The 22,523-nt window shown below is 52.5% G+C and carries 17 protein-coding genes and 2 pseudogenes; 6 read left to right on the forward strand and 13 right to left on the reverse strand.

All coding sequences use genetic code 11. The annotated features are described in order from the left end of the window. The first annotated feature begins 21 nt into the window (after positions 1 to 21). The 5 genes from caiA (at position 22) to caiE (ending at position 5,627) form a co-directional block, all read left to right on the forward strand. A complete protein-coding gene (caiA, locus tag CRI63_RS06405) occupies positions 22 to 1,164 on the forward strand; it encodes a crotonobetainyl-CoA dehydrogenase (protein WP_130217474.1) in 1,143 nt (380 codons plus the stop codon). A gap of 128 nt (positions 1,165 to 1,292) precedes the next feature. After that, positions 1,293 to 2,510 (forward strand): L-carnitine CoA-transferase, encoded by a 1,218-nt coding sequence (caiB, locus tag CRI63_RS06410; RefSeq protein WP_130204851.1) that lies wholly within the window; start codon positions 1,293 to 1,295, stop codon positions 2,508 to 2,510. 72 nt (positions 2,511 to 2,582) lie between these two features. Further along, positions 2,583 to 4,136, forward strand: a complete 1,554-nt coding sequence (gene caiC, locus CRI63_RS06415) for a crotonobetaine/carnitine-CoA ligase (protein WP_130257867.1) — start codon at positions 2,583 to 2,585, stop codon at positions 4,134 to 4,136. A gap of 109 nt (positions 4,137 to 4,245) precedes the next feature. Continuing rightward, complete coding sequence (gene caiD / locus CRI63_RS06420) at positions 4,246 to 5,031, forward strand: crotonobetainyl-CoA hydratase (protein WP_135518866.1); 786 nt, start codon at positions 4,246 to 4,248, stop codon at positions 5,029 to 5,031. Between the two features lie 5 nt (positions 5,032 to 5,036). After that, the gene (caiE, locus tag CRI63_RS06425) at positions 5,037 to 5,627 is read left to right on the forward strand and encodes a carnitine operon protein CaiE (RefSeq protein WP_135518868.1); all 591 of its coding nucleotides are present in this window, start codon (positions 5,037 to 5,039) and stop codon (positions 5,625 to 5,627) included. A 298-nt stretch (positions 5,628 to 5,925) separates the two neighbouring features. On the opposite strand, the gene caiF is transcribed toward caiE, so the two are convergent. The 11 genes and pseudogenes from caiF to CRI63_RS06480 form a co-directional block, all read right to left on the reverse strand. Continuing rightward, positions 5,926 to 6,321, reverse strand: a complete 396-nt coding sequence (gene caiF / locus CRI63_RS06430; RefSeq protein ID WP_135518870.1) for a carnitine metabolism transcriptional regulator CaiF — start codon at positions 6,319 to 6,321, stop codon at positions 5,926 to 5,928. Between the two features lie 260 nt (positions 6,322 to 6,581). Continuing rightward, positions 6,582 to 9,803 carry a carbamoyl-phosphate synthase large subunit gene (gene carB / locus CRI63_RS06435; RefSeq protein ID WP_130259612.1) on the reverse strand — a complete coding sequence of 1,074 codons (3,222 nt, stop codon included), beginning with the start codon at positions 9,801 to 9,803 and terminating at the stop codon, positions 6,582 to 6,584. A gap of 17 nt (positions 9,804 to 9,820) precedes the next feature. Next, the gene (gene carA, locus CRI63_RS06440; protein WP_135518872.1) at positions 9,821 to 10,969 is read right to left on the reverse strand and encodes a glutamine-hydrolyzing carbamoyl-phosphate synthase small subunit; all 1,149 of its coding nucleotides are present in this window, start codon (positions 10,967 to 10,969) and stop codon (positions 9,821 to 9,823) included. A 455-nt stretch (positions 10,970 to 11,424) separates the two neighbouring features. After that, positions 11,425 to 12,247: pseudogene (gene dapB / locus CRI63_RS06445) on the reverse strand (4-hydroxy-tetrahydrodipicolinate reductase). A 166-nt stretch (positions 12,248 to 12,413) separates the two neighbouring features. Beyond that, positions 12,414 to 13,328: a ribonucleoside hydrolase RihC gene (gene rihC, locus CRI63_RS06450; protein WP_135518876.1), complete on the reverse strand. Its 915-nt coding sequence runs from the start codon at positions 13,326 to 13,328 to the stop codon at positions 12,414 to 12,416. A gap of 65 nt (positions 13,329 to 13,393) precedes the next feature. Then, a complete protein-coding gene (ispH, locus tag CRI63_RS06455) occupies positions 13,394 to 14,344 on the reverse strand; it encodes a 4-hydroxy-3-methylbut-2-enyl diphosphate reductase (RefSeq protein WP_135518878.1) in 951 nt (316 codons plus the stop codon). Position 14,345: 1 nt separating this feature from the next. Next, a complete protein-coding gene (gene fkpB / locus CRI63_RS06460) occupies positions 14,346 to 14,795 on the reverse strand; it encodes an FKBP-type peptidyl-prolyl cis-trans isomerase (protein WP_000004655.1) in 450 nt (149 codons plus the stop codon). Between the two features lie 107 nt (positions 14,796 to 14,902). Then, on the reverse strand, positions 14,903 to 15,397 hold the full coding sequence (lspA, locus tag CRI63_RS06465) for a signal peptidase II (protein WP_000083381.1): 495 nt from the start codon (positions 15,395 to 15,397) through the stop codon (positions 14,903 to 14,905). Continuing rightward, complete coding sequence (gene ileS, locus CRI63_RS06470) at positions 15,397 to 18,213, reverse strand: isoleucine--tRNA ligase (protein ID WP_135518880.1); 2,817 nt, start codon at positions 18,211 to 18,213, stop codon at positions 15,397 to 15,399. The genes lspA and ileS overlap by 1 nt, the downstream gene beginning before the upstream one ends. Positions 18,214 to 18,255: 42 nt before the next feature. Then, a pseudogene (gene ribF / locus CRI63_RS06475) lies at positions 18,256 to 19,198 on the reverse strand (bifunctional riboflavin kinase/FAD synthetase). Between the two features lie 7 nt (positions 19,199 to 19,205). Then, positions 19,206 to 19,424 (reverse strand): DUF2575 family protein, encoded by a 219-nt coding sequence (locus tag CRI63_RS06480; protein WP_064525381.1) that lies wholly within the window; start codon positions 19,422 to 19,424, stop codon positions 19,206 to 19,208. A 102-nt stretch (positions 19,425 to 19,526) separates the two neighbouring features. Here CRI63_RS06480 and rpsT point away from each other — a divergent pair, with 102 nt between their 5' ends. Beyond that, complete coding sequence (gene rpsT, locus CRI63_RS06485; RefSeq protein ID WP_001274019.1) at positions 19,527 to 19,790, forward strand: 30S ribosomal protein S20; 264 nt, start codon at positions 19,527 to 19,529, stop codon at positions 19,788 to 19,790. A gap of 93 nt (positions 19,791 to 19,883) precedes the next feature. On the opposite strand, the gene nhaR is transcribed toward rpsT, so the two are convergent. Beyond that, entirely contained in the window at positions 19,884 to 20,789 is a 906-nt protein-coding gene (nhaR, locus tag CRI63_RS06490; RefSeq protein WP_135486694.1) for a transcriptional activator NhaR, read from the reverse strand. 59 nt (positions 20,790 to 20,848) lie between these two features. After that, on the reverse strand, positions 20,849 to 22,015 hold the full coding sequence (gene nhaA, locus CRI63_RS06495; protein WP_000681376.1) for a Na+/H+ antiporter NhaA: 1,167 nt from the start codon (positions 22,013 to 22,015) through the stop codon (positions 20,849 to 20,851). Positions 22,016 to 22,523: the final 508 nt, after the last annotated feature.

A 22,523-nucleotide genomic window follows, 5' to 3' on the forward strand; every position in this document is an offset into this window, starting at 1 on the left:
AAAATATCAAGAGGTTGAAAGATGGATTTTAATTTAAATGATGAGCAGGAACTGTTTGTCGCCGGTATCCGCGAACTGATGGCCAGCGAAAACTGGGAGGCCTATTTTGCCGAGTGCGACCGTGACAGCGTCTACCCGGAACGTTTTGTCAAAGCACTGGCGGATATGGATATCGACAGCCTGCTGATCCCGGAAGAGCACGGTGGTCTGGATGCGGGGTTTGTTACCCTCGCCGCCGTGTGGATGGAACTGGGTCGTTTGGGGGCGCCAACCTACGTGTTGTATCAGTTGCCAGGCGGGTTTAACACCATCCTGCGTGAAGGCACACAAGAGCAGATCGACAAGATTATGGCGTTTCGTGGTACCGGTAAGCAGATGTGGAACTCAGCGATTACCGAACCAGGGGCTGGCTCTGACGTGGGTAGCCTGAAAACGACTTATACCCGTAGAGATGGTAAGATTTATCTTAATGGTAGTAAGTGTTTTATTACCAGCAGCGCCTACACCCCGTACATCGTGGTGATGGCGCGCGACGGGGCTTCTCCGGACAAACCTGTCTACACCGAATGGTTTGTCGATATGAGCAAACCGGGCATCAAAGTGACCAAACTTGAGAAGCTCGGTCTGCGTATGGATAGCTGCTGTGAAATCACCTTTGACGATGTGGAACTGGACGAGAAAGACATGTTCGGTCGGGAAGGTAACGGCTTTAACCGCGTCAAAGAAGAGTTCGACCATGAACGTTTCCTGGTAGCCCTGACCAACTACGGTACGGCGATGTGCGCCTTTGAAGATGCGGCGCGCTACGCCAACCAACGCGTGCAGTTTGGCGAGGCGATTGGTCGTTTCCAGTTGATTCAGGAAAAATTCGCCCACATGGCGATCAAATTAAACTCCATGAAAAACATGCTGTATGAAGCAGCGTGGAAAGCAGACAACGGCACCATCACCTCTGGTGATGCGGCAATGTGCAAATACTTCTGCGCCAATGCGGCATTTGAAGTGGTGGATAGCGCAATGCAGGTGCTGGGCGGTGTCGGGATTGCGGGCAACCACCGCATCAGCCGCTTCTGGCGTGACCTGCGTGTAGACCGCGTCTCCGGCGGATCTGACGAAATGCAGATCCTGACGCTGGGTCGTGCGGTGCTGAAGCAATACCGCTAAGTCCGTGCGCTGCTTGATGCGACGCTGTCGCGTCTTATCAGGCCTACGGGAGCACGAATGTCGGCCGGATAAGGCGTTTACGCCGCATCCGGCAGTCATGCGCTACACAAATTTTTCAGGAGCTAATAATGGATCATCTACCCATGCCGAAATTCGGGCCGCTGGCCGGATTGCGCGTTGTCTTCTCCGGTATCGAAATCGCCGGACCGTTTGCCGGGCAAATGTTCGCAGAATGGGGGGCGGAAGTTATCTGGATCGAGAACGTCGCCTGGGCCGACACCATTCGCGTTCAACCTAACTACCCGCAGCTCTCCCGCCGCAATTTGCACGCGCTGTCGTTAAATATTTTCAAAGATGAAGGCCGCGAAGCGTTTCTGAAATTAATGGAAACCACCGATATCTTCATCGAAGCCAGTAAAGGTCCGGCCTTTGCCCGTCGTGGCATTACCGATGAAGTTCTGTGGCAGCACAACCCGAAACTGGTTATCGCTCACCTGTCCGGTTTTGGTCAGTACGGCACCGAGGAGTACACCAATCTTCCGGCCTATAACACCATCGCCCAGGCCTTCAGTGGTTACCTGATTCAGAACGGTGATGTTGACCAGCCAATGCCTGCCTTCCCGTATACCGCCGATTACTTCTCTGGCCTGACCGCCACCACGGCAGCGCTGGCAGCACTGCATAAAGTGCGTGAAACCGGTAAAGGCGAAAGCATCGACATCGCCATGTATGAAGTGATGCTGCGTATGGGCCAGTACTTCATGATGGATTACTTCAACGGCGGCGAAATGTGCCCGCGCATGACCAAAGGGAAAGATCCCTACTACGCCGGTTGCGGTCTATACAAATGCGCCGACGGCTACATCGTGATGGAACTGGTGGGCATTACTCAGATTGCAGAATGCTTTAAAGATATTGGCCTCGCGCATCTGCTCGGTACGCCGGAAATCCCGGAAGGCACCCAGCTTATCCACCGTATCGAATGCCCTTACGGCCCGCTGGTTGAAGAGAAACTCGATGCCTGGCTGGCGGCACATACCATCGCAGAAGTTAAAGAACGCTTTGCTGAACTGAATATCGCCTGCGCCAAAGTGCTGACCGTACCGGAACTGGAAAGCAATCCACAGTATGTGGCCCGTGAATCCATCACCCAGTGGCAAACGATGGATGGTCGCACCTGCAAAGGGCCGAACGTGATGCCGAAATTCAAAAATAACCCAGGCCAAATCTGGCGCGGAATGCCATCACATGGCATGGACACGGCTGCCATTTTGAAAACTATCGGCTACAGCGAAAACGACATTCAGGAGTTGGTCAGCAAAGGTCTGGCCAAAGTTGAGGACTAAACGCGTGGCGCCAGTCAGCTTGCCTGACTAGCGCCCGCCCAATCACAAACGAACAAAATGGATAGAGGTGCAATGGATATCATTGGCGGACAACATCTACGTCAAATGTGGGACGATCTGGCGGACGTTTACGGTCACAAAACGGCGCTGATTTGTGAATCCAGCGGCGGAGTCGTTAACCGGTATAGTTATCTTGAGTTAAATCAGGAGATTAACCGCACGGCAAACCTGTTTTATACGCTGGGGATTCGCAAAGGCGACAAGGTTGCTCTACATCTCGACAACTGCCCGGAATTTATCTTTTGCTGGTTCGGGTTGGCAAAAATTGGCGCGATTATGGTGCCGATTAACGCCCGCCTGTTGCGCGAAGAAAGCACGTGGATCCTGCAAAATAGCCAGGCGTGCCTGCTGGTAACCAGTGCGCAATTCTATCCTATGTATCAACAGATTCAGCAGGAAGATGCCACGCAGTTGCGGCACATTTGCCTGACAGATGTGGCGCTTCCCGCTGATGATGGCGTGAGTTCGTTTACTCAACTGAAAAATCAACAACCTGCCACCTTGTGCTATGCACCGCCGCTATCGACCGACGATACGGCGGAAATTCTCTTTACCTCCGGTACCACTTCCCGACCGAAAGGTGTGGTGATTACCCATTACAACCTGCGCTTCGCTGGATATTACTCCGCCTGGCAGTGTGCACTGCGTGACGATGACGTCTACCTGACGGTAATGCCTGCGTTTCATATCGATTGCCAGTGTACTGCGGCGATGGCGGCGTTTTCTGCCGGAGCCACCTTTGTGCTGGTCGAGAAATACAGCGCCCGCGCCTTCTGGGGACAGGTACAGAAGTACCGCGCCACCATTACCGAATGTATTCCGATGATGATTCGTACGTTGATGGTGCAGCCGCCTTCAGCGAACGATCGGCAACACCGCCTGCGGGAAGTGATGTTTTATCTCAACCTGTCAGAGCAGGAAAAAGATGCGTTTTGTGAACGCTTCGGCGTTCGCTTGCTGACGTCTTATGGGATGACGGAAACCATTGTGGGCATTATCGGCGATCGCCCTGGCGATAAACGACGCTGGCCGTCGATTGGCCGGGCGGGGTTTTGCTACGAAGCGGAGATTCGCGACGATCACAATCGTCCGCTCCCGGCAGGTGAGATCGGTGAAATCTGCATTAAAGGCGTACCTGGGAAAACCATCTTCAAAGAGTATTTTCTCAACCCGCAAGCCACTGCGAAAGTGCTGGAAGCCGATGGCTGGCTGCATACTGGCGATACCGGATACCGCGACGAAGAGGGCTTTTTTTATTTCGTCGATCGCCGCTGCAATATGATCAAACGCGGTGGCGAGAATGTCTCCTGCGTGGAGCTGGAAAATATCATCGCCACCCATCCAAAAATTCAGGACATCGTGGTTGTTGGTATTAAAGATTCGATTCGCGATGAAGCCATCAAAGCGTTTGTGGTGCTGAATGAAGGTGAAATATTGAGCGAAGAGGAATTCTTCTGCTTTTGCGAACAGAATATGGCGAAATTTAAAGTGCCCTCTTATCTGGAGATCAGAAAAGATCTGCCGCGTAATTGCTCGGGGAAAATAATCAGAAAGGCGCTGAAATAAACACTACAGCAGGGTACTACTCTGCCTGGTAATAATCACGTTCAACAATAATATGCATTTTTTTGCAGGGCCGTTGTCGTCCCTGAAAAAGCAAAAATGGAGAAAAGGAATGAGTGAATCATTACATCTGACCCGCAATGGATCAATTCTGGAAATTACCCTTGATCGACCAAAAGCGAATGCTATTGATGCGAAAACCAGCTTTGAAATGGGCGAAGTATTTCTAAATTTCCGTGACGATCCGCAATTACGTGTCGCCATTATTACCGGTGCCGGAGAGAAATTCTTTTCCGCAGGCTGGGATTTAAAAGCAGCAGCAGAAGGCGAAGCACCGGATGCTGACTTTGGTCCGGGTGGTTTTGCGGGCTTAACCGAAATTTTTAATCTCGACAAACCGGTTATCGCAGCCGTGAACGGCTACGCCTTTGGCGGCGGTTTCGAACTGGCGCTGGCGGCAGATTTTATTGTTTGTGCCGATAACGCCAGCTTCGCCCTGCCGGAAGCCAAACTGGGCATCGTTCCTGACAGCGGCGGTGTTCTGCGTCTGCCGAAGATCCTGCCGCCTGCCATCGTCAATGAAATGGTGATGACTGGCAGAAGAATGGGCGCAGAAGAGGCGCTGCGTTGGGGGGTAGTCAACCGCGTGGTTAGCCAGGCGGAACTGATGGATAACGCCCGCGAACTGGCGCAGCAACTGGTTGACAGCGCCCCGCTGGCGATCGCGGCGCTGAAAGAGATCTACCGCACCACCAGCGAAATGCCGGTGGAAGAAGCGTATCGCTATATTCGCAGCGGCGTGTTGAAACACTATCCATCGGTTCTGCATTCGGAAGATGCCCTTGAAGGGCCGCAGGCGTTTGCCGAGAAGCGCGATCCGGTGTGGAAAGGACGTTAACAACCGTGAGCTATTACGCCTTTGAGAGGTTAATTCCGGTGGTTCACCCGACGGCGTTTGTCCATCCCAGTGCTGTCTTGATTGGCGATGTGATTGTGGGGGCCGGAGTCTACATCGGCCCCCTCGCCTCACTGCGTGGTGATTACGGGCGGTTGATCGTGCAAGCGGGAGCCAATATTCAGGATGGCTGCATTATGCATGGCTACTGCGACACTGACACCATCGTTGGAGAAAACGGCCATATCGGGCACGGAGCGATCCTACATGGCTGCATGATTGGTCGCGATGCATTGGTCGGGATGAACAGCGTGATTATGGATGGCGCGGTCATTGGCGAAGAGAGCATTGTTGCCGCCATGAGCTTTGTCAAAGCAGGCTTTAGCGGCGAGAAACGCCAGTTGTTGATGGGTACGCCAGCCCGCGCTGTACGCAGTGTGAGTGACGACGAGTTACACTGGAAGCGGTTGAATACCAAAGAATATCAGGATCTTGTCGGGCGCTGTCATGCATCGTTACATGAAACGCAGCCGTTGAGGCAAATGGAGGAAAATCGCCCCCGTTTGCAGGGGACGACGGATGTGGCGCCGAAACGGTAACATCGTCGGATGCGGCATAAACGCCTTATCCAACTCTGCTGGAGAGCAACCGTAGGCCGGATAAGATGCGCCAGCATCGCATCCGGCGATAGCTGTCGGATGCGGCATAAACGCCTTATCCAACCTGGCTGGAAAGCAACCGTAGGCCGGATAAGATGCGCCAGCATCGCATCCGGCGATAGCTGTCGGATGCGGCATAAACGCCTTATCCGACCTGGCTGGAAAGCAACCGTAGGCCGGATAAGATGCGCCAGCATCGCATCCGGCGACCAGGTCGCACGGTATCAACGAAATGACATTAACGACGCATACTCTTTGACAACATCATCTGCCACTTCTGCTCGCGGTTAAGTTCCGTGAGCGGAACGGCAGGAATACGCGGCGTCTTTCTTACGCCGACTAATTTATCCCGGTTGTTATTGCGCAGGCGCGCGTAAATTTGCTCATCGATATCGACCACTTTTACCAGTCGCTGGCACTGGCATCCCCGACCTTCCAGCTTATTAGGGATCATCTTAACTTCGCAGCTTATTTCTGCGACTTCCGACAGAATATAAGTCAGGGTATTAACCGCCTTGCTGTGTTCAATATCGAAATGAATAGAGATCTCTCTTGCTATCACCCACCGGTTTTCAGCCATCATCCATTCGGCGATTAACAAGTAGAGTGGTTTTTCAACATATCCTTCACACATACGAACTCCAGTTTCACAAATTAAAAGACTGGCTATGACTCGTTTTGCAGCAATTAAACAAGGCCATATTAAAATTGTGGATATATCGATAGTATGCAACCTAACGAAGGATTAGTGTGAGCAAAATCCTGCTTACGCCATCAAAAATATGAATTCCAACAAAGTTTTGTCTTACAGGTAAAAAAAACGGTCCTCTTTCGAGAACCGTATTAGTTATTCGATCAAATTGGCGAATAGTACATATCCGCCATCACACGCTATTATTTGATCTGTGCGTGCATTTCCTGCACCGAAATAACTTTTTCGGTCGCATCGGCATTCAGCGCCATCGCGGTGGCAAAGCCGCCGTTCAGGGTGGTGTCGTAATGCACTTTATATTGCAGCGCACTGCGACGGATCACGCGGGAGTCTTCAATCGCACGACGACCTGAGGTGGTGTTGATGATGTAGGTATATTCGCCATTCTTAATACGGTCCTGAATGTGCGGACGACCTTCATGCACCTTGTTCACCAGACGCGGATTAATGCCTGCTTCGCCCAGCACAATCGCCGTGCCGTGGGTCGCATCCAGCTCGAAGCCCTGTTTCAGCAGTTTTGCCGCCAGATCCACCACTCGTTCTTTGTCGCCTTCACGCACGGAGAGCAGCGCACGGCCCTGTTTCTTCATGGTGGAGTTACTGCCCAGCTGCGCTTTGGCGAACGCTTCAGCGAAGGTGCGACCCACGCCCATCACTTCCCCGGTGGAGCGCATTTCTGGCCCTAACAGCGGGTCAACGCCCGGGAATTTGTTGAACGGCAGCACCACTTCTTTCACCGAGTAGTACGGCGGGATGACTTCTTTAGTCACGCCCTGCTCAGCCAGCGATTTGCCTGCCATCACGCGCGCCGCCACTTTTGCCAGCGGCACGCCGGTGGCTTTGGAGACGAACGGAACGGTACGCGCCGCACGCGGGTTAACTTCAATCAGGTAAACTTCGTTGTTTTTCACCGCAAACTGCACGTTCATCAGGCCGCGCACCTGCAATTCGAAGGCCAGTTTCTGCACCTGCTGGCGCATCACATCCTGAATTTCCTGACTTAAGGTGTAGGCTGGCAGAGAACATGCGGAGTCACCGGAGTGCACGCCCGCCTGCTCGATGTGCTCCATAATGCCGCCAATCAGCACCATTTCGCCGTCGCAGATGGCGTCCACATCCACTTCTACCGCGTCATCGAGGAAGTGATCCAGCAACACTGGCGCATCGTTAGACACGCTGACCGCCGTCTGGAAGTAGCGACGCAGGTCAGCTTCGTCATAGACGATTTCCATCGCCCGACCGCCGAGAACGTAAGACGGGCGCACCACCAGCGGGTAGCCAATCTCTTTTGCCTTCTCAACCGCCATTTCAATAGCGGTAACGGTGGCGTTCGCCGGTTGCTTCAGTTTCAGACGGTCAACTGCGTGCTGGAAGCGTTCACGGTCTTCCGCACGGTCGATGGCATCCGGGCTGGTACCAATAACCGGTACGCCAGCAGCTTCCAGCGCGCGCGCCAGTTTCAGCGGGGTCTGACCGCCGTACTGAACGATAACGCCTTTTGGCTTCTCAATACGCACGATTTCCAGCACATCTTCCAGAGTTACCGGCTCGAAGTAGAGGCGGTCGGAAGTGTCGTAGTCGGTGGAGACGGTTTCCGGGTTACAGTTAACCATAATGGTTTCGTAACCGTCTTCACGCAGCGCCAGCGAGGCGTGTACGCAGCAGTAGTCGAATTCGATACCCTGACCGATACGGTTCGGGCCGCCGCCAAGCACCATGATTTTTTCACGGTCGGTAGACGGATTCGCTTCGCACTCTTCTTCATAAGTGGAGTACATGTAAGCGGTGTCGGTGGCAAACTCTGCCGCACAGGTATCCACGCGCTTGTAGACCGGGTGCAGGTCATACTGGTCACGCAGCTTACGGATTTCCGCTTCGCGTACGCCCGCGAGTTTTGCCAGACGCGCATCGGCAAAGCCTTTACGTTTCAACTGGCGCAGGAAGTCAGCGTTCAGGCCAGTGATGCCCACTTCTGCGACTTTCTCTTCCAGACGCACCAGTTCTTCAATCTGTACCAGGAACCAACGGTCAATGTTGGTCAGGTTGAAGACGCCGTCCACAGACAGGCCCGCGCGGAAGGCATCGGCGATGTACCAGATACGCTCTGCGCCAGCATCTTTCAGTTCGCGGCGGATTTTGGTCAGCGCTTCCGGGTCGTCCAGGCTCACTTTCGGGTCAAAGCCAGTCGCACCGACTTCCAGGCCGCGCAGCGCTTTTTGCAGGGATTCCTGCTGCGTGCGGCCAATCGCCATCACTTCGCCAACCGATTTCATCTGAGTGGTCAGACGGTCGTTCGCACCAGCGAATTTCTCGAAGTTGAAGCGAGGAATTTTGGTGACCACGTAGTCGATGGACGGCTCAAAGGAGGCCGGAGTACGCCCGCCAGTGATGTCGTTCATCAGCTCGTCGAGGGTGTAACCCACCGCCAGTTTCGCCGCCACTTTAGCAATCGGGAAGCCGGTCGCTTTCGACGCCAGCGCCGAAGAACGCGACACGCGCGGGTTCATTTCGATAACAATCAGACGACCGTTTTTCGGGTTCACCGCAAACTGAACGTTGGAACCACCGGTTTCAACGCCGATTTCACGCAGCACCGCCATCGAGGCATTACGCATGATTTGATATTCTTTGTCGGTCAGCGTTTGGGCTGGCGCGACAGTGATGGAGTCACCGGTGTGGATGCCCATCGCATCAAAGTTTTCGATAGAGCAGACGATGATGCAGTTGTCGTTTTTATCACGCACCACTTCCATCTCGTACTCTTTCCAGCCGATCAGCGACTCATCAATCAGCAGCTCTTTGGTTGGGGAGAGATCCAGACCGCGGGCGCAAATTTCTTCAAACTCTTCGCGGTTATAAGCGATACCGCCACCGCTACCGCCCATTGTGAAGGATGGGCGAATAATGCACGGGAAGCCCACGTCAGCGGCAACCGCCAGCGCTTCTTCCATCGTGTGCGCGATACCGGAACGCGCAGTTTCCAGACCGATTTTCTTCATCGCTACGTCGAAACGACGGCGGTCTTCTGCTTTATCAATCGCATCGGCAGTGGCACCAATCATGGTGACGCCGAACTCTTCCAGCACCCCCTGACGCTCCAGCTCCAGCGCACAGTTCAGCGCCGTCTGGCCGCCCATCGTTGGCAGCACCGCATCCGGGCGCTCTTTTTCAATAATCTTACGTACCACTTCCCAGTGAATCGGCTCGATGTAGGTCGCATCAGCCATTTCCGGGTCGGTCATGATGGTCGCCGGGTTGGAGTTCACCAGAATGACGCGGTAACCTTCTTCGCGCAGGGCTTTACATGCTTGCGCGCCAGAGTAGTCAAACTCACACGCCTGACCGATAACAATCGGGCCCGCACCCAGAATCAGGATACTTTTTATATCTGTACGTTTTGGCATGGCTCTTTTACTCCTGATTACTTAGCGGTTTTACGGTACTGCTCAATTAACTCGATAAAGTGGTCGAACAACGGCGCTGCGTCGTGCGGACCAGGGCTGGCTTCAGGGTGCCCCTGGAAGCTGAACGCCGGTTTATCGGTGCGATGAATCCCCTGTAACGTACCGTCGAACAGGGATTTATGCGTGACACGCAGGTTTGCAGGTAATGTTGCTTCGTCCACCGCAAAACCGTGGTTCTGGGCGGTGATCATCACCACGTTTTTCTCCACATCTTTAACCGGATGGTTGCCGCCGTGGTGACCAAATTTCATTTTGATGGTCTTCGCACCGCTCGCCAGCGCCAGCAGCTGATGACCGAGGCAGATGCCGAATACCGGGATGTCGGTTTCGAGGAATTTCTGGATGGCGGTAATGGCGTAATCACACGGGGCAGGGTCGCCAGGACCGTTGGAGAGGAAGATGCCGTCTGGATTCATTTTCAGCACATCTTCCGCAGAAGTTTGCGCCGGAACGATGGTCAGGCGACAGCCTCTGTCCACCAGCATCCGCAGGATGTTGCGCTTGGCACCAAAGTCATAAGCCACAACGTGGAACGGCAGCTCGTCTTCTTTTTTCGCTTCTGGCAGGCCTCCGGTCAGCGTCCAGTTCCCTTGTGTCCAGCTATAGGCTTCTGCGGTGGTCACTTCTTTTGCCAGATCCATGCCGTTCAGACCTGGGAACGCGCGGGCTTTTTCTAACGCCAGCGCCGCATCCGGGTTATCGCCCGCGATAATGCAGCCATTCTGTGCGCCTTTCTCGCGCAGTAAACGCGTCAGCTTACGGGTATCGATATCGGCAATCGCCACGATGTTATGGCGTTTCAGGTAAGAAGAGAGGTCTTCGGTGTTGCGGAAGTTGCTGGCAATCAGCGGCAGGTCGCGAATCACCAGACCTTGTGCATGTACCTGAGAGGATTCTTCATCGGCGTCATTAGTGCCGACATTGCCAATATGGGGATAAGTAAGAGTAACGATTTGACGAGAATAGGAAGGATCAGTGAGGATTTCTTGATAACCGGTCATTGAAGTATTGAAAACGACTTCCCCAACCGCCGAACCTGTTGCCCCTATGGCCCGACCGTGAAACTGGGTTCCGTCTTCCAGAACCAATAGCGCTGACTTAATCAAAACACCCTCCAGAGAATATTCACTCACTTTATTTGCATATTAATTCACAATGATGACGTAAATCAATGCAAATCTGCTTACCGACGAATTTCTGGCAAACGGCGGCATTCTGGAGATATGGGCGCTAAAAGTCAACTTAATGGCGGGATTTTTTATATTATTTTGTGGCTCATGCATGTTTTACAGGCATTAAGCGGCAAAAACATCATCTAACCCGTTCTGGAAAACGCTTGCGCAGCAAGAAAATTGCATAAAACCAAAACCCTTAGAAAAAAGTGGACCAGATGGTCAAAATTTACATTAAAACAACAAAAACAGGCAACTAAACTTTAATTTTTAGCCATTTTTTAATTATTAATAAACGAAACAAGAAAAATAAAAGGGCCAAAAATTAAAGCCCTTTATAATCAATAGATTGGATATGTTATTTTTGCATCAACACAAATGTTATGTGGTTATAATCTATTGAGATCAAGCACATCTCGCATATCAAAAAGACCATTTTCCTTGCCATTTAGCCACAATGCCGATCTTACCGCACCGTTAGCAAATGTCATGCGGCTGGACGCCTTATGGGTAATCTCCAGACGTTCGCCGATATCGGCGAACATGGCGGTATGTTCACCCACGATGTCACCCGCACGTACAGTGGCAAAACCAATGGTGCCAGGAACACGTTCACCAGTATGGCCTTCACGACTGTAGACCGCGCAATCTTTCAGGTCTTTATCAAGAGCGTGGGCAATCGCCTCCCCCATTGCCAGCGCAGTGCCTGACGGCGCATCGACTTTATGTCTATGATGTGCTTCGATAATTTCAATATCGGTGTAGTCACCCATTACCTGAGCGGCTTTCTCCAACAGCTTAAGCATGACGTTAACGCCAACGCTAAAATTGGCGGCAAAGACAATCGCAATATCTGTAGCAGCGTCACGAATCGCTTGTTTGCCTGCGTCATCAAAACCCGTTGTACCAATCACCATCCCTTTGCCATGCTGGCGACAAAAAGCGAGATGGTTCAGCGTACCTTCCGGACGGGTAAAATCGATAAACACATCAAAATCATCTTTTACCGCGTCGAGGCTGCTTTGCACGGTAACGCCTGTTTTTCCGACTCCGGCCAGTTCACCAGCGTCGCTGCCCAGTAAAGAAGATCCTTCGCGCTCCAGCGCCGCGCCCAGCTGCACGCCTTCTAATGCCAGCGCCGCCTGAATCAACTGGCGGCCCATACGCCCCCCCGGCTCCCGCGATGGCAACGCGGATGTTTGCATCATGCATAGCTATTCTCTTTTGTTAATTTGCATAGACCGTTTTCAGAGTAACCAGCGCATCGCTACGCCGCCAGCCAAAAACGCAGATAATTAGAAATTAATGATAAACAGGGAGGGATATCAGTGAAAGGCATGAGTCGATGAATGACTGCATGCCGATAACATGTGACAGGTTATGGCACCAGAGCCAGCACCTCAGCTACCCACTGCTGGAAGCCTTTTACATTCAGATCCAATGCCACCTGTACATTGGCTGGTTTGCCCAGGCAACCGTCGATATCAACAACCGTAGTACCTGAGGTAAATTCGCCCTGCGTTTCTACCGCCACAAAACACGGCTTGAGAGTGAATAAGTCCGGGCGCACCAGCCAGGCAATGGCGCAGAGATCGTGCATACGCAGACCGCTTTGCATACTGCCGCTACGGTAGTGGCTAAACAGTGCATGAAGCATTTTTCCGGTGCGATTCAACTCCGGCAATGTAGCAAGATAATCAGGAGTTAACACCGCCTGATTGGTGACATCCAGACCGCACATGACGATTTCGATGCCGCTACGGAAGACACAGGCTGCCGCTTCTGGATCGGCAGCGATATTAAACTCGGCGTTTGGTGTGCAGTTGCCGCGACCGGCAGAACCACCCATGATCACCAGACGGCGAATATGCGGTTTGCATTCCGGGCATTGTGAAAGTAACAGCGCAATGTTGGTTAACGGGCCGATGGCTACCAGAGTAACAGGCTCAGGCGCACGCAGCAGGGCATCACGAATCGCCAGAAATGCGGGTTTGTCCAGTGGGCTTCTGTTGTGCTCGACAAAGTCGTAGCCAGCCATTCCCGATTCACCGTGCACAGAAGCTGCATTACGCGGTGCGCGTACCAGCGGCACAGCGGCTCCCTGGGCGAGCGGAATCTCCGCATTCCAGAAATGCAGCAGTTGCAGGGCGTTGCGGGTAGTTTTCTCAACCGAGACATTACCCGCGACGGTGGTCATCAGTTGCAGGTCGAGCTCGGGGGCAAAAATCGCGGCGGCAATGGCGACGGCATCGTCAATGCCGGGGTCAGTATCGAGGAAGATAGGTAAACGCATGTTTTCTCCATAAAAAATGCCGGTAACAAGACCGGCATTTTCGCATAACTTAGGCTGCTAATGACTTAATCGACTTCACGAATATCGACACGCAGCTCTTTCGGCACTTCGAAAACAATGTTTTCTTCACGGCCTTCCAGCGGAATGGCTTCACCACCGCCCAGCTGTTGCAAACGTGCCACCACATTCTGCACCAGAATATCCGGAGCTGATGCACCAGCTGTCACACCGACGCATTTCACGTCTTTGACCCATTCTTCCTGGATATCTTTCGCATCGTCAATCAAAAACGCGCGTTTGCCCATACGCTGGGCCAGCTCCGCCAGACGGTTGGAGTTGGAGGAGTTTTTCGAACCGACCACCAGCACAACTTCCGCCTGTTCTGCCAGAGCGCGTACCGCTTCCTGACGGTTGGTGGTGGCATAGCAGATATCATCTTTGCGCGGACCGACAATTTTCGGGAAGCGTTTACGCAGCGCGTCGATCACATCAGACGTGTCATCCACCGATAGCGTGGTCTGGGTCATAAAGGAGAGTTTCTCTTCGTTTTTGACCGTCAGTTTCCACACATCGTCTGGCGATTCGACCAGATACATTCCCCCTTCCGGGTTGCTGTACTGACCCATTGTCCCTTCCACTTCCGGGTGCCCGGCGTGACCGATGAGAATAGATTCTTCGCCACGACGGCTGGCGCGCGCGACTTCCATATGCACTTTGGTCACCAGCGGACAGGTGGCGTCAAATACCGTCAAATCACGGCTTTTCGCTTCGTTACGTACCGCCTGAGAAACACCGTGTGCGGAGAAAATCAGGATCGCGCCGTCTGGCACTTCGCTAATCTGCTCAATAAAGATAGCCCCACGCTCGCGCAGGCTATCGACCACGTAGCGGTTATGCACCACTTCGTGACGGACATATATCGGTGCGCCGTAAATGGCCAGCGCGTTTTCAACAATGCTGATAGCGCGGTCTACCCCGGCACAAAAACCACGCGGGTTGGCCAACAGGATCTGCATGTTACGCCTCCAGTGCCGGATCGATTTCCAGCACTTCAATATCAAAATGAACGGTCTGCCCGGCCAGCGGATGGTTGAAATCAACGGTAATAGAGTCGCCGTTAATTTCGCGGATCACACCAGGCATCTCACTGCCATCCATTGCGGTAAAAAGCATGATTGCGCCAATTTCTGGCTCGCCTGCATCCATAAATTCACGGCGGGAGAAGTACTGAATCAGGTCCGGTGACGGCACGCCAAACGCCGCATCAGGCTCCAGCGAGAAGGTGGTTTTATCGCCCACTTTCAGCCCCAGCAGGTGTTGCTCCAGCCCTTCGGAAAGAGAAGCATCGCCCAGGCGGAACAGCGCCGGTTTACCGTTGTTGCGGGTAGACTCGGCGGTGGTGCCATCATCGAGTTTTAGCGTGAAGTGCACCAGGACGGCGCTATTGCTCTGTACAGATTCAGACATGCAGGTTTGCTCTTATATTTTGAGGATTTTTGCCGGATGCGGCCTACGATTTCGCAGCAATCTGTAGGCCGGATAAGATGCGTCAGCATCGCATCCGGCAGGGTTTATTATTGTTTTTTCGCTTTAGAAGGCAAAAAACCTTCCAGCACAATCAGTGCCGCACCGACACAAATGGCAGTATCGGCAAGGTTGAAGGTGGCGAAGTGCCAGTCGCCGACGTAGAAGTCGATCATATCGACAACGAAGCCGTGCCACAGGCGGTCGAACAGATTGCCCAGCGCGCCGCCAATAATCAGCGCGTAAGCGATATTGTTTAGCTTTTGCGTGGCCTTCGAGCGATACATCATCACCACCAGGATCACGCTAATACCAATCGCTATACCGGCAAAGAACCAACGCTGCCAGCCGCCGCTATCGGCAAGGAAACTAAACGCCGCGCCATAGTTACGCGCATAATGCAGATTAAGCGACGGGAACAGCGGGACCGTATCCCCCAGAGCAAAGTTCTGGAGGATCAGGTATTTGCTGCCCAGATCGATAATCAGCACGACTACCACCAGCCACAGCCAGCGTAGCCCTGTTGAACAGATCGATTGACTCATCAGGCAAACTTACGTTTTTCACCGTCACCGGCGACGTTGCTGACACAGCGGCCGCAGATTTCTGCGTGTTCCGCCACCTTGCCGACATCCTGGGTGTAGTGCCAGCAGCGTGGGCACTTCTCACCTTCGGCTTTACTCAACGCGACTTTCAGCCCTTTGAGTACTTCGCTCTGCTGAGCATCAGCAGGTGCGTCGTTATAGTCTGCAACGGTAGCGCCGGAGGTCAACAGGACAAATCGTAATTCATCGCCCAGCGCGGTCAGTTTCGCCGCCAGTTCCGGTTCTGCATACAGCGTCACTGCAGCTTCCAGCGAGCCGCCCACTTTCTTGTCGGCACGCGCTTGCTCAATGACTTTGTTCACTTCGCCACGCACTTTCAACAGCTCGTCCCAGAACGCATCGTTCATCGCTTCACTGTCTGCCAGACCAAACAGGCCTTCGTACCACTCGCCGGTGAAGACGTATTTTTCACGTTCGCCCGGCAGGTAGCCCCACACTTCATCAGCGGTGAAGGAGAGGATTGGTGCCATCCAGCGCACCAGCGCTTCAGCGATGTGATACAGCGCAGTCTGGCAGCTACGACGCGCCACGCTGTCCGCTTTGGCGGTGTACTGACGGTCTTTGATGATATCGAGGTAGAAGGATCCCATCTCAACGGAGCAGAAGCGCATCAGACGCTGTACCACTTCGTGGAAATCGTATGCTTCGTACGCCTTGAGGATGTCTTCCTGTGCCGCTTTCGCACAACCTACGGCCCAGCGATCCAGTACCACCATCTCTTCCGGTTTCACCATATCTTTTGCCGGATCGAAACCATTGAGGTTTGCCAGCAGGAAGCGTGCGGTGTTACGGATACGACGATAGCTGTCGGCAGCACGTTTCAGGATCTCGTCAGAAACGGCCATTTCACCGGTGTAGTCAGTTGATGCCACCCACAGACGCAGAATATCCGCGCCCAGTTTGTTCATCACATCCTGCGGCGAAACGGTGTTGCCGATGGATTTAGACATCTTGCGACCCTGACCATCCACGGTAAAGCCGTGGGTCAGTACCTGACGATACGGCGCTTTGCCCTTCATCGCGGTGGAGATCATCAGGGAAGACATGAACCAACCACGGTGCTGGTCAGAACCTTCCAGATACATATCCGCTGCGTGACCGGCAAATTCAGGACGCACGTCAACAACGGAAGAGTGGGTAGATCCGGAGTCAAACCATACGTCGAGAGTATCCGGCACTTTCACGTACTGGTCAGCTTCGTCGCCGAGGATCTCTTTCGCATCGAGATCCCACCAAGCCTGGATGCCGTCAACTTCAACGCGTTTAGCCACTTCTTCCATCAGTTCGAGGGTACACGGATGCAGCTCTTCCGTGTCTTTGTGCACGAACAGTGACATCGGTACGCCCCAGGTGCGCTGACGGGAGATACACCAATCAGGACGGTTAGCAACCATCGACTCGATACGTGCCTGGCCCCAGTCCGGGATCCACTGCACGCCTTTGATCTCTTTCAGTGACTGCGCACGCAGACCTTTTTGATCCATGCTGACGAACCACTGCGGCGTCGCGCGGAAGATGATCGGCGTTTTGTGACGCCAGCAGCACGGATAGCTGTGCTGCATTTTCTCAACGTGCAACAGCGCGCCTTTTTCCTGCAGCAGCGCAACGACGATGTCGTTCGCTTTGAAGACGTTCACGCCATCCAGCGTCGGGTAAGTGCCCGGCAGATAAGTGCCGTCCGGGCCAACCGGGTTAGCGGTTTCCAGACCGTATTTCTGGCCAATCACATAGTCGTCCGGACCGTGGCCAGGCGCGGTGTGAACGGCACCGGTACCAGCATCCAGGGTAACGTGATCGCCGAGGATTGCCGGAACGTCGAAGCCCATAAACGGATGGGTAAAGCGCAGCAGTTCAAGCTCCGCACCTTTTACCGTGCCGAGAATGGTGTAATCGGTCACGCCGATACGCTGCATTACGCTTTCAACCAGATCTTTCGCCAGAATAACGGCCTGACCGTCGATCTGCACCAGCGCATAGTCGAAATCCGGTGCAATAGAGATTGCGCGGTTTGCAGGCAGAGTCCACGGCGTGGTAGTCCAGATCACCAGCGAGATTGGGCCGTTAACGTTGCTGACACCAAATTTTGCTTTCAGCGCATCCTGATCGACCGCCTGGAAAGCGACGTCGATGGACGGAGAAGTTTTGTCGTAATACTCAACTTCCGCTTCTGCCAGTGCAGAACGGCAGTCAACGCACCAGTGTACCGGCTTCGCGCCTTTGTGCAGGTGACCGTTGCCGATGATTTTGCCCAGCGCGCGGATGATGTTGGCTTCAGTTTTGAAGTCCATGGTCAGGTACGGGTGCGACCAGTCGCCCAGCACGCCCAGACGGATAAAGTCTTTGCGTTGACCGTCAACCTGGGTCGCCGCGTATTCGCGGCACTTGGCGCGGAACTCGGCGGCGGTGAATTTCTCACCCGGCTTACCGTATTCTTGCTCTACTTTCAGCTCGATCGGCAGACCGTGGCAGTCCCAGCCAGGCACATACGGCGAGTCATAACCGGAAAGCCCTTTGGACTTCACGATAATGTCTTTCAGAATCTTGTTAACCGAGTGACCAATATGAATGCTGCCATTCGCATAAGGAGGGCCATCATGCAGAATGAAGGTTTTTTTGCCTTTTTTAGCCGCACGGATGATGCCGTACAGATCATCATCAGTCCAACGCGCCAGCATTCCCGGTTCGCGCTTGGCGAGATCGCCACGCATCGGGAACCCTGTTTCCGGCAAATTCAGGGTTGATTTATAGTCACTCATCAGATTCTCGGTTCCGTATTTCGGTTTGATTACATAACAGGCTTAAGCCGGTTTTGTTAGCCCAAAAAATTCGCGGGCGGTTAATTCATCACGCGCAATCTGCGCTTTCAGTTCGTCCAGCGACGCAAATCGCTGCTCATTGCGTTATTTTTTTACGCAGCACTACTTGTATATGGCGACCGTAAAGGTCCATTGCAACATCTAACAAATGCACTTCCAGCTGCTGGCGAATACCGGCAACCGTTGGGCGTGTTCCGATGTTTGCCACGCCGGGTAACGGCTTTTCACCGAGACCCAGCACTTCTACCGCATAAACCCCTTTCACCGGGGAAACCTGACGGCGTAGCGGTACATTCGCCGTCGGGAAACCTATAGTGCGCCCTAATTCATCACCGTGGACCACACGCCCGGAGATGGCAAACGGGTGCCCCAGTAAACTTTCTGCCAGAGCCAGATTATCGTCTGCCAGTGCCTGACGCACAGCGGTGCTGCTGATACGCACGCCACCTTCGCAAAAAGTTTGCGTACTGGTAATGTCAAAACCGTATTCCACGCCAGCTTTCTGTAATAACAAGAAATCGCCTTCACGACCAGCGCCAAAGCGGAAATCGTCACCCACGGCGAGAAATTTTACCCGCAAATGCTTCACCAGAAGATCGCTGATAAAGTTTTGCGCAGTCAGCGCCGCAAAGCGCCTGTCGAAACGCACGCACAGCACGTAATCTACGCCACACTCTGCAAGGTAGCGCAGTTTTTCCCGCAGTCGGGTCAGTCTTGCCGGGGCTTTATCGGTAGCAAACAGTTCCAGTGGTTGAGGTTCAAAAAGCATCACCATCACCGGTAAGTTTCGCCTGCGCCCTTCTTCCTGCAAGCCCTGTAACAACGCGCGATGACCGCGATGCACGCCGTCGAAATTACCAATAGTCAGCACACACCCTTCTTGCGGGGCCTGGCTGAGATTATGTATGCCGCGTATCAGCTTCATGTCTGGCTCAAAACAGTGAAAATCGTCCGAGTATACCTTGTACAGCGGTCAAGGTTAACCGGCGATTGAGTACCGAAATCAGAAAGAAGTGGCTTTTCATTGCCATGGCGCAAATCACGGGCAGAAACTCACGGCCTGATGCAATTTTTATCGCGGAAAAGCTGTATTCACACCCCGCAAGCTGGTAGAATCCTGCGCCATCACTACGTAACGAGCGCCGGCACATTAACGGCGCTTATTTGCACAAATCCATTGACAAAAGAAGGCTAAAAGGGCATATTCCTCGGCCTTTGAATTGTCCATATAGAACACATTTGGGAGTTGGACCTTGGCTAATATCAAATCAGCTAAGAAGCGCGCCATTCAGTCTGAAAAGGCTCGTAAGCACAACGCAAGCCGTCGCTCTATGATGCGTACTTTCATCAAGAAAGTATACGCAGCTATCGAAGCTGGCGACAAAGCTGCTGCACTGAAAGCATTTAACGAAATGCAACCGATCGTGGACCGTCAGGCTGCTAAAGGTCTGATCCACAAAAACAAAGCTGCACGTCATAAGGCTAACCTGACTGCACAGATCAACAAACTGGCTTAATCGCCTTTTGTTGTCAGCTTTGTAAAAAAAGCCCGCGCAAGCGGGTTTTTTTATGTCTGCAGGCCCAAACTGCAGCCTGCAAAGTACAAATGGTTATTTCGCGACAGGCATAAACAGCGCAGAGTAATCGGCATTGCAAATACGCTGTACCGCAGGGTGTTGAATCATCCTTTCGGCAAAAATGGCGTGGTACTCTTCCATGACGTTCTCAACTCGCCCTATCTCCACAACCGAGTTATCATTATAAAAATCATTGGCGTACAGCGAAGGTGCAACGAAAATAGCGTTATGCGTTGCCCCAAAGGCTTTCATCAACGCCGCATCATCAAACTCCCCCAGAATTTCAACGTTTAAGCCCTGAGAGTTAAACCAGTTTAATAGCTTGCGTCCCAACATTGAGCGACGCCCCGGAATAAGTAAGCGACGCTCTTCCAGACAGGCAGGAAACGGCTTTTCTGGCAGCGGGTTAGTGCACCAGAAACTGACACCACACTCGCCAATTTTCATGGAAAACAGCCCTTCCTGCTGAGTGGAATCGATCGGACAGTCAGAGATGATCATATCCAGTTTATGCTGACTCAACTGCTCTAAAAGCATCTCGTGCGTCGATTCGAAACAGCGTAGATGGATCTGCTCGTCTTCCACAACTGCGGCATCCAGAACACTGCTGACCAGGCGTTTGGAAAGTGCATCTGCCACACCAACATCAAACAATAAGTTGGACTCTTTGCGATAGTTGACGATATCCAGCATTTCCTGGCTTAATGTGAACATTTTATCGGCGTAGCGATAGACCAGTTCCCCCAGTTCGCTGGGTTCCAGACCACGTCCTTTACGCTTAAATAGTTTCCCTTGCAGACGCTCTTCCAGCGCCCGGATCTGCCCGGTAATGGTTTGTGGTGTTAAATAAAGCGCCTCCGCTGCGCCAACCACAGAACCTTCTTTGTAGACATGCCAGAAGTAATACAAGTGGTTGTAATTGATATGAGACATGCTCATTTCTCTCCCTGATAAGAATGAAAAGGGAGCCATTTATGGCTCCCCGGTACATCGTCCTGTCAAACTGATGGACGTAAACGAATGCGTAACCAGCTATATCCAATTACCGCCGAAGAGATTGAGCCAACCAGAATGCCCAATTTAGCCCAGTTAATCAGTTCTGGATCTACGCTACCAAAAGCCAGGCTGGCGATAAAGATAGACATAGTAAAACCGATACCGCACAAGATCCCAACCGCCATAATTTGCTGATAAGTGGTTCCCTCTGGCAAATGGGCCAGTTTCAAACGCAGCGCCAACCAGCAGAACAAACTAATACCCAACGGCTTGCCAATCAGCAAACCGGCGATGATCCCTAATGGCAGGATGGAGGTCAGGCCATCCAACGTCACGCCTTGCAGAGAAACGCCGGCATTGGCAAAAGCAAACAGCGGCAAAATCAGATAAGCCACCCACGGATGCAATACATGCTCCAGGCGCTTAGCCGGAGAACGGCCATGCTTCTCTTTCAATGGAATAAAGAAACCGACAATGACACCTGCCAGCGTTGCGTGGACACCTGATTTCAACACTGCGGTCCACAGCACCACGCCGACCAGAATATAAACTCCCGTACGGCGAACACCACAAATGTTGAGCACCGCGAGCACCGCAATTGCTACAGCTGCAACGCCAAGAGAGGCCATCGACAAGTCATTAGTGTAAAACAAGGCGATGATTATGATGGCTCCAAGATCGTCGATAATAGCCAGCGCCATCAGAAAGATCTTCAGTGCTAACGGTACACGACTTCCCAATAACGCCAGCACACCAAGGGCAAAGGCAATGTCAGTCGCAGCCGGGATTGCCCACCCTTCACGTGTGATAGGATCGGCGTAGTTAAAGGCCAAATAGAGCAATGCCGGGACAATCATCCCGCCGATTGCGGCAATAACCGGAAACGCAGCCTGGCGCAAGCTGGCCAGCGATCCTTGCATCAGCTCGCGTTTAACTTCCAGACCAACTAACAGGAAAAATATCGCCATTAGCGCGTCATTTATCCATAACAGCATGTTTTTATTGATTTCAAGAGAACCTACCCGGAGCTGAACCGGCGTCTCAAGAAAGTCGTGATACCATCCACTGGTTGCGCCGCTATTGGCCATAATCATCGCCAGAACAGCGGCAATGATGAGAATAATGCCTCCCGAGGCATCACTGCTAAAGAATCGATGCAGATGTTTCACTTTTTATTTCTCTTTCAGGTGAATAGATCGTTTTAACTATTTTACTCTGCACGAATCATCGTTAAAATCAGATTATAGTGTAGGAATAATTCGCTTTTTACGAGCTATAAAGAAGATTAAGTCACCAGCAGAGGAAGTGTTTTTGGCGCTCGAAAGCGGTGGCTGATGACCTCAAACCATGATAATCATAGCTTAAGGTCAAGATTTCTGAGGGATTAATTCGGAAAAGTAATAATTAATTTGTTGTCAGTCGACATTGTTTGTTAGGACAATATTTCAAAAATAATCCAGCTTGTCGTCAATAATTGCAATAAAGAGATAAATTAAAGCTAAATAATTAAATCCCTAAAAAATTACGCCATAAAAATGCGAGGCGTCTTCAGGATTAGAATCGATAAAACAGAGTGGGTTAAAGAGAGCGGTATAATAGCGGCGGGTGCTTGAGGCTGTCTGTCTCAGGCATTAGCTGGATGGCAGATAGAGAAAAGCCCCGAGTGATATTTTACCA

This window comes from Escherichia sp. E2661 (assembly GCF_004745185.1).
Classification (GTDB): Bacteria; Pseudomonadota; Gammaproteobacteria; order Enterobacterales; family Enterobacteriaceae; genus Escherichia.

Excerpts from the sequence above, each read along its gene's own strand:
- caiA (WP_130217474.1), top strand. The coding sequence starts at position 22 with ATGGATTTTAATTTAAATGATGAGCAGGAACTGTTTGTCGCCGGTATC.
- caiB (WP_130204851.1), top strand. The coding sequence starts at position 1,293 with ATGGATCATCTACCCATGCCGAAATTCGGGCCGCTGGCCGGATTGCGC.
- caiC (WP_130257867.1), top strand. The coding sequence starts at position 2,583 with ATGGATATCATTGGCGGACAACATCTACGTCAAATGTGGGACGATCTG.
- caiD (WP_135518866.1), top strand. The coding sequence starts at position 4,246 with ATGAGTGAATCATTACATCTGACCCGCAATGGATCAATTCTGGAAATT.
- caiF (WP_135518870.1), bottom strand. The coding sequence starts at position 6,321 with ATGTGTGAAGGATATGTTGAAAAACCACTCTACTTGTTAATCGCCGAA.
- carB (WP_130259612.1), bottom strand. The coding sequence starts at position 9,803 with ATGCCAAAACGTACAGATATAAAAAGTATCCTGATTCTGGGTGCGGGC.
- rihC (WP_135518876.1), bottom strand. The coding sequence starts at position 13,328 with ATGCGTTTACCTATCTTCCTCGATACTGACCCCGGCATTGACGATGCC.
- ispH (WP_135518878.1), bottom strand. The coding sequence starts at position 14,344 with ATGCAGATCCTGTTGGCCAACCCGCGTGGTTTTTGTGCCGGGGTAGAC.
- fkpB (WP_000004655.1), bottom strand. The coding sequence starts at position 14,795 with ATGTCTGAATCTGTACAGAGCAATAGCGCCGTCCTGGTGCACTTCACG.
- lspA (WP_000083381.1), bottom strand. The coding sequence starts at position 15,397 with ATGAGTCAATCGATCTGTTCAACAGGGCTACGCTGGCTGTGGCTGGTG.
- ileS (WP_135518880.1), bottom strand. The coding sequence starts at position 18,213 with ATGAGTGACTATAAATCAACCCTGAATTTGCCGGAAACAGGGTTCCCG.
- CRI63_RS06480 (WP_064525381.1), bottom strand. The coding sequence starts at position 19,424 with ATGTGCCGGCGCTCGTTACGTAGTGATGGCGCAGGATTCTACCAGCTT.
- nhaR (WP_135486694.1), bottom strand. The coding sequence starts at position 20,789 with ATGAGCATGTCTCATATCAATTACAACCACTTGTATTACTTCTGGCAT.